6 protein-coding genes are annotated in these 7,038 nt (G+C 58.5%); 2 read left to right on the plus strand and 4 right to left on the minus strand.

All coding sequences use genetic code 11. The features are described from left to right. Positions 1–283: 283 nt before the first annotated feature. Together F6X42_RS41135 and F6X42_RS41140 are read left to right on the plus strand one after the other, a co-directional pair. Complete coding sequence (locus F6X42_RS41135; protein ID WP_187639508.1) at positions 284–1,765, plus strand: M81 family metallopeptidase; 1,482 nt, start codon at positions 284–286, stop codon at positions 1,763–1,765. Between the two features lie 178 nt (positions 1,766–1,943). Then, entirely contained in the window at positions 1,944–2,756 is an 813-nt protein-coding gene (locus F6X42_RS41140; RefSeq protein ID WP_187639509.1) for a class I SAM-dependent methyltransferase, read from the plus strand. Positions 2,757–3,463: 707 nt separating this feature from the next. Here the strand turns inward: F6X42_RS41140 and F6X42_RS43610 are convergent. The 4 genes from F6X42_RS43610 to F6X42_RS41155 form a co-directional block, all read right to left on the minus strand. Next, entirely contained in the window at positions 3,464–3,823 is a 360-nt protein-coding gene (locus tag F6X42_RS43610; RefSeq protein WP_246530518.1) for a transposase, read from the minus strand. A 9-nt stretch (positions 3,824–3,832) separates the two neighbouring features. Next, entirely contained in the window at positions 3,833–4,285 is a 453-nt protein-coding gene (locus tag F6X42_RS43615; RefSeq protein WP_246530519.1) for a transposase, read from the minus strand. Between the two features lie 363 nt (positions 4,286–4,648). Further along, entirely contained in the window at positions 4,649–5,674 is a 1,026-nt protein-coding gene (locus F6X42_RS41150; protein WP_187639510.1) for an IS630 family transposase, read from the minus strand. A 509-nt stretch (positions 5,675–6,183) separates the two neighbouring features. Beyond that, positions 6,184–6,510 (minus strand): hypothetical protein, encoded by a 327-nt coding sequence (locus F6X42_RS41155; RefSeq protein ID WP_187639511.1) that lies wholly within the window; start codon positions 6,508–6,510, stop codon positions 6,184–6,186. Positions 6,511–7,038: the final 528 nt, after the last annotated feature.

A 7,038-nucleotide genomic window follows, 5' to 3' on the forward strand; every position in this document is an offset into this window, starting at 1 on the left:
CGCGCGGATACGCCAGCTTCAAAACCATGCGGACCGTGCTGTTCCTGATCGCAGGCAAGCTCGACTTCTCGGCCTTCAATCCACATGCCTCGTGAGCCGCATTACCCACTCCACTTTTGAAATAGCCCAAATTAGCTTGATTGACCAGCGGAAGGCGACTTTACTGAACACATGTCCGGCGCCTCCAGAGGCCTTTTCTCCGCATTCAAGGAAGCGTTTATATCTGACTGCGCGGCAGCTGAGTTAACCAACGGCGGACGCCTACCCACCGAAAGGTAATCGCATGGCAAGGATAGCAATCGCTGGCTTCTTGCATGAGACGAATACATTTGCCTCCACGCGGGCCACGTTCAGAACGTTTGTTCAGGCTGATGCGTGGCCGGGTTTGCTCGTCGGGCGCGAAATGTTCGATGCGGTAGCTAACGCCAACCTTGCCGTCGAAGGATTTATCGCCGCGGCGCGATCGTCTCACGAACTGGTTCCGCTATTGTGGGCGTCGGCGAATCCGTCCGGCATGGTAACCGAGGACGCATTTGAAGCCATTTGCTTCATGCTTTGCCGCATGATCCACGATGCAGGGCCGCTTGATGGTCTCTTCCTCGATCTTCACGGTTCTATGGTGGCCGAGCACGTGGACGACGGAGAGGGCGAGTTACTCCGACGCTTGCGTGAGCTGGTCGGGGCAAAACTGCCGATTGTCGCAGCGTTGGATCTCCATGCGAACGTCTCGCCGGCTATGGTCGAAATTGCGAGCGGCCTCGTTTCCTATCGCACCTTCCCTCACGTCGACATGGCGCAAACGGGACATCGGGCGCTGAAGCTGATGGCCCCACTGCTCGCGGGTCTTGACCTGTACAAAGGCTATCGGCAACTCCCTTTCCTGATCCCTGTTCCATGGCAAAGCACCTTGACCGAACCGATGTGCAGTCTGTCCACTCTCGGTGCGACCATGGAGTCGGTTGATCTGGTCTCCGCCGATTTTTTGCCGGGTCTTCCGCTCGCGGATACCTATGACAGCGGCCCGAGTGTCATTGCTTACGGATCCGATCAAAGGGTGGTCGAAGCCGTCGTCAACCGGTTGAACGAAGCCGTTCTAGAGAAGCGCAGCGGTTTTTGCGGACGCCTGTACACGCCGGCAGAGGCAGTCGAATTGGCAATGCAGTACGCTAGCCGCCCCGCTGCAGGCGCCGTGATACTTGCCGATTCGCAAGACAATCCGGGCGGAGGTGGTAACGGCGATACAACTGACATCTTGCGTGAGTTAGTACGAAGGGGCGCCAGACGGGTTTGTGCTGGTGTGCTGACCGACGCTGAATTTGTACGGTTGGCCACGGAAGCTGGCGTCGGCGCGGTTCTTGATGCGCCCTTGGGGGCAGCGGACAGCACGACAGGTGCTCCGCCTTTGCAGGCACCGTTTGAAGTCCTTGCGTTGGGCAGCGGCTCCTTCCTCGGTACAGGTCCATTTTATCGCGGCTGTCGAATGAGCCTCGGGCCGATGGCCCGAGTGCGATGCGGGGGCCCCGACGCCGTCGAGATCGTGGTGTCCACCCGTAAGCAGCAGGCAGGCGACCGGGCGATGTTCCGGCATGTCGGTGCCGATCCGGCGGAATATCGCATTCTCATGCTCAAGAGTACGGTGCAATTCCGGGCCGACTTTGCTTCACTGGCCGATGCGATTCTCGTTGTCGCCGCTTCGGGACCCAACATTGCTGACTTGCACCAGCTTCACTATGAAAAGCTGAGGCCCGGCGTCGAAGTGCTATAGACGACGTCCTACCAGCGCCCCCCTGCACTGTCCATGTGCGATCGCGTCGTTTTATCGAGGATTCCACTGCTTCTGGCGCTATACGACGCCCGGTGTTTGATGCCTTCGCAGGGGACTCTAGCGGCGCAGAGATAAACCCGTTGGGAACTTTGGGCAGGCAACCTTTGGAGACACTAACATGGAAGAGGATGCATTCAGCGCTTTCGAAAGACAAGGCTGGGAAAAGCTTGCCCAACCATATCACGCGTATTACGCGACCTTAACAGATCAATCGATTAAAGCACTCCTTGATGCGCTCAATCTCCAGCCCGGCATGCACCTGCTTGATGTCGCGACAGGTCCCGGTTATCTCGCTGCGGCGGCAGCGGCACGAGGGGCGAACGTTGTCGGCGTCGACTTCGCAGCCGCGATGGTCGAGCAGGCAAGAAGACTCTATCCCGCGCTCGCATTTCGTTTCGGAAATGCTGAAGCGCTGCCGTTCGCCGACCAGAGCTTCGACACGGTAGGCAGCAATTTCGGATGGCACCATTTCCCCCATCCCGAACAGGCGCTTTCGGAGGCATATCGCGTACTGCGTCCGGGCGGAAGAATCGCTTTCACCGTCTGGGCCAGCCCGGAAAAGTGCGCCGGAATCGACATGGTCCTTAAAGCGATAGCAGCACACGGCAACCTAGACGCTGATCTTCCGCAGGCGCCCCCGTTCTTTCGCTTCAGCGACTGGCGTGAATGCGAGCGCGTACTGCTCGAAGCCTGCTTCGTTGAGCCGAAGGTCGAGGACGTCGCCCAAATCTGGCGTATTCGCGCGCCAGAAACCCCATTTCACGCCCTAATGCGCGGTGGAGTGCGCGTGGCCGCAATCCTGAAGGCGCAAACGCCGGAAGCGTTGGCGTTAATTGAAGAGGCAGTGTCTGAAAGCGCGGCGGAATATCGAGTTGACGGAGAGGTTCGGGTACCGATGCCCGCCGTGCTGGCTTCTGCGCGAAAAATCTAGAGACTTCGCCGCAACTTCCGGCTACCCAAGGTTCATAGGCACACTGGCATAACGGCGTTCGGGCATGCTGCGAGGATCGCAAGATATCGCACATTCCGCCCCCCCTCCGGCGTAACGAATGTCCGTAGCCTACCCTATAGCGGTCACTGATATTGCCTAAGTGAGCGTCGGGAGTTGGCCGGCTTCTGCCCGATGACGCCACATGCAAACTGCCGGGCGTCCAACCCCACGTGACGTAGCAGCTGAACCCCTAATGCCACGAAAGCTGGATGCGGTCGGGCGGTTGTGGCCGGCGGGTCGTCCGGCGACAATTCTCCCCCTCGCTGCAAGGCTGCGGTAACGGCAGTTAGCGTGGGAAAACGGTTAGGCAAGCGCCGGCCACCGTCTGGACATCACAGATTGGCGGCAGAACGACCGCGCTGTCGCAGTTGACACGACTCAGCCAAGAGTGGCGATCGTCCATGACACGAGCAGCCTGCTCTGCGCTCGGGATCCGCAGTCGCCGCCAACTGGTTGCGCGTTTCCGTCCATTGCGAACGGAAGAACTACGATGACCGTTGGTAATCGTGCGAAGCCAGGAACATCGTTGTGAAAAGCGACTGGTATCTCGATATCGGAGTTTGCATTATGATCAGGAATGCGAATGCAACAGGCGTGAGCAATCACGGCGCGTACCGCAGTCAGTGAAGTGCGAGCCCCGCGCTGGTTCAGCAGTAGTGGCGCAGGTTAATCATCGTATAGGCAAGCGTCTTGAACGCGTAGTGAACGTCACTGATACGTTCAAAGCGCAGCAGCAGACGGCGGAACTTGTCCTCCCAGGCGAAGACCCGTTCAATGGTCCTGAAGCGCTCCTCGAAGATGGCCGGATCGTAGCGCTGCTTGCGGCCCCGCTTCGGTATTTTGCGTCCGCGCGGATTCTCGGGGATGTTCGGGGTCATGCCGCGATTGAAGATCGCCTTGCGGTTGGCCCTGCAGTCGTAGATGCCATCCAGGCTGACGATTGAACCGTGCAGGTCCGCGCCAATGGCGCGGGCCATGGCGGTAAGGCTGGGCAGCGCGTCGCGCAACAGCGGTGATTAGTTGCGGTTGCCGGGAGCGCTGATGAATGGAGCAATGACATTGCAGTTGCGATCGCACAAGGCCACCACCTTGTCGCCCTTCAGATGCTTGTGCCCGCTATACCCGAGATTGTCGCCGCCTTTCTTCGCCGCCGTCGTGGTGCCGTCGCCGTGGATGACCGAAAGGTCAAGCAGCTGGTCCTGATGAAGTTGCTGCACCGAGCCCGAAAAGATGGCATCGATGCAACCATCGGCCTGCCAGCGACGAAACGTGCGGTAGATGCGCGTATAGTGAATTTCAGGGTGACCTTCTGCATTCCTGTCGATCGGCAGCATCTTCCATTGGCAACCCATGTACAGTGCCTGCAGGATGTAGTTGAAGATCTTGTGCAAGGCCAGCGTGGGGGGAGGTCCGCGACGGCCCAGGCTCAGATGCGGCCAGACAAATTGCTCGAACTGCTCCAGGCGCAATCTTGTTGGAATCTCTTGCCAGTATGGGCTTCGGGTCATTCGCTGCGTCCAGAAATCTGGACTTTAGCCGATCTGGCTACTCTGACCTGAAATCCAGTCCTGGCGCGGCTTGCAGACAAATTCCACGGCCGTCGAAAACCCGCAACCAGTTGCACGCGAGGTTCGTCATTGTCTATGCCGCAGATCCGGCCGGTTCGAATCTCTTGGCAGGAGATCCGCTTATACCGAATTTTCCGAGCAACGCAGTTCTGCCTGCAATGTTGGCAGTCGGTTGGGATGTCACCAACGTTTATCCCGGTGGCGCCAATATGTGGCTTATCAAGGTTGAATTTACTAAGCCGAAACAAAGTAACCGAACATGGGTCAAGCCGCGAAGCGGACTGACGGATGTTGAAACATGGATCGGACCAAGGCCGGAATCTTCTGCAGCGAGCGCAGAACCGCTCGAACTCGCTGCTTGAGATGCCCCGGACCTTTAATGGCAAGCTTGCCGATCTTGTGATGTTTGAGATAACCCCATACCAACTCGTCCGGGTTCAGATCTGGCGAGTAAGCAGGAAGGAAGAACAGACAAAGGCGCCCATTCGATTCCGCGGCAAGCTGCCGGATCGCTTTGCAACGATGTACCGGATGACCATCGGCAATCAGGAAGACAGGCGCATCGGCGGTGAGCATCAGTCGTTTGACGAAGTCGACGTACACGGAGATCTTGAAGCTGCCTTCGAAACACATGAATCGAAGTTGGCCACGCGGGCTGATCGCTGAGATCAGGTTCACCTTGAAGCGCGCGCCAGTGACTTCGACTACCGGTGTTTGACCGACCGGTGCCCAGGTCGTGCCGCTGTGATAGTCCGATCGCACCGTCGATTCGTCGACGAAGAAGATCTGTGCCCCGCAGCGTTTGGCCTGCCCGGCAATGGCCGGGTATTCGTTCTGCATCCATGACTCGACCAGTTCAGGGTCGCGTTGGTAAGCACGCGCAAGCGGACGCTGGGGTGAAAGCCCGAGCTTGCGCAGCAGTCGACCGACCGACACCTCGGAGAGCCTGACGTTGAAATGATCGCGAATCAACTCCCGCACCATGTCTCGCGTCCACAATGCAAACTCGAACTTCATCTGCATGGGGTTCTTCGTTGTGACCGTCTGATAGACGAAGCGGATAGCCTCGGACGAGAGCTTCATCGGTCGACCAGGGATTGCCTTGGCTCGTAACGCCTCGATCCCCCCTTCGCGCCAGGCCGCCAACCACTCGTAAATACGCGCTCTCGAGAATCCCAGCGTGCGGATCACGTCCTCCGGCGACTCGCCAGCTTCGACACGCTTGACCGCCCGAATGCGGATCTCTTCCAGCGTTGCATGTGAAAGCTGCCGGCCGTCGTCCTCGCGCATCTCGCCTCTCCCTAAGCCCCTTAAAGCTTAGACCATGGCGTCGATTTATGTTCGCTTACTTACGCACTGGTTAGTAACTTGCGCCGCGCCTTTAATACAGTTGGCTTACTTCAGCAAGCAGAATGCCTAGCGTCGCGGGGTTCATGCGCATCTGGTTGCGGCCGCCGGAAACTGTCGCGAAACGTCGGCCATTCATCAGTAGTCGTCGGGGAGGGGGCTCGCTTCGGAGAGTTACGACTGTAAAACGCTTTCGCCCACAGCGCGGAGTATGGCGCACGACACTTCTTGCCCGGGCTGAAAGCCCCACTGCCGTGCGACGGAATCCGACGGCAGCGGGCCAGGCGACGAAAAGCCTTCAGGCCAGCTCTTTAACCTGTCGCGTCGCCCGCTCCGAAACAAGAAGACCCTCAAGCATCCGGGCGTCAGCTTTCGCGATGTCGTTGAGGGAAGCAGCGCTGAGTTGCTCACTGAATACAGCAAGAGCGGTGGATAAAGCCAGGTAATCTGCATCACAGACATTGGGCGTGAGCGATGTTCGCTATCTCGCGGTAGCGTTCGCGCATCGAACGGCCGGGTCGAATAGTTCTCGAACCCGTGGGCGGCTGATGAGCCCCGATGTAGATCCGCGTGAAGGGTACCACTGCGGGAACGCCATCGATCTCACGCACCTGCGTCGTCTGATACGACTCCCCAGGAAAGTGTTGGACGCATCCTTGCTCGATGCGACGCTGCACAAACGGTATCACCCGGTTTTCCGGTATTGTCGGCAGTGCGCGGCGCACGGTTACCACGGTCTGCTGCATCAGCTTGAGGAAGAAGATCGCTGTCCGGCGCATCAACAATCGCTCGAGACGCGCTGTCCGGAGTGCCGCCGCGAGAGTCCATTCATTATCAACAGCAGCGTGATCGAGGGGCCGTTCCGATGCGCCTAGTGTCGTTCACATCTTTGCTATGGGTTCCTTCCGGTCCGTTCGATGACGCCGGCGATGCGACGGCAGGACCGCCTTGCGATCCACAATCGAGTACTTCTACGACTAGGCACTGATGCCTCGGGTGTGTCGAACGGGTAGTCGCCGCGTTTCGGTGCCGGCCGCGGGGTAGGAGATCACCCTCCCTTTGCTGACCGGTTCATGGCGAAGCAGTGGAAATGGGTTGCGGCGAATGACGGTTAGTTGCACTTCGACGGTGCCGACGCGAAGTGACACATTTAATTACGCGATAGAGACACATTTAATACGGCGGTTTCAAAGGTGAAGCGCAACAGCGGGTTAATGAACGGAAGCTGAAGTTATGGAAGCGGTTGCGAGCATACGTTCGAACACCTCGAATGGCGAATGAAATGCATGCGTAGCACGCGGTCGGCT

Origin of the sequence: Paraburkholderia podalyriae, from assembly GCF_014397785.1 — a bacterium.
Taxonomy (GTDB): Bacteria; Pseudomonadota; Gammaproteobacteria; order Burkholderiales; family Burkholderiaceae; genus Paraburkholderia; species Paraburkholderia podalyriae.

What these genes read in the sequence shown, in the direction of transcription:
- F6X42_RS41135 (WP_187639508.1), top strand. Translation starts at nt 284, where the DNA reads ATGGCAAGGATAGCAATCGCTGGCTTCTTGCATGAGACGAATACATTT.
- F6X42_RS41140 (WP_187639509.1), top strand. Translation starts at nt 1,944, where the DNA reads ATGGAAGAGGATGCATTCAGCGCTTTCGAAAGACAAGGCTGGGAAAAG.
- F6X42_RS41150 (WP_187639510.1), bottom strand. Translation starts at nt 5,674, where the DNA reads ATGCGCGAGGACGACGGCCGGCAGCTTTCACATGCAACGCTGGAAGAG.
- F6X42_RS41155 (WP_187639511.1), bottom strand. Translation starts at nt 6,510, where the DNA reads ATGCGCCGGACAGCGATCTTCTTCCTCAAGCTGATGCAGCAGACCGTG.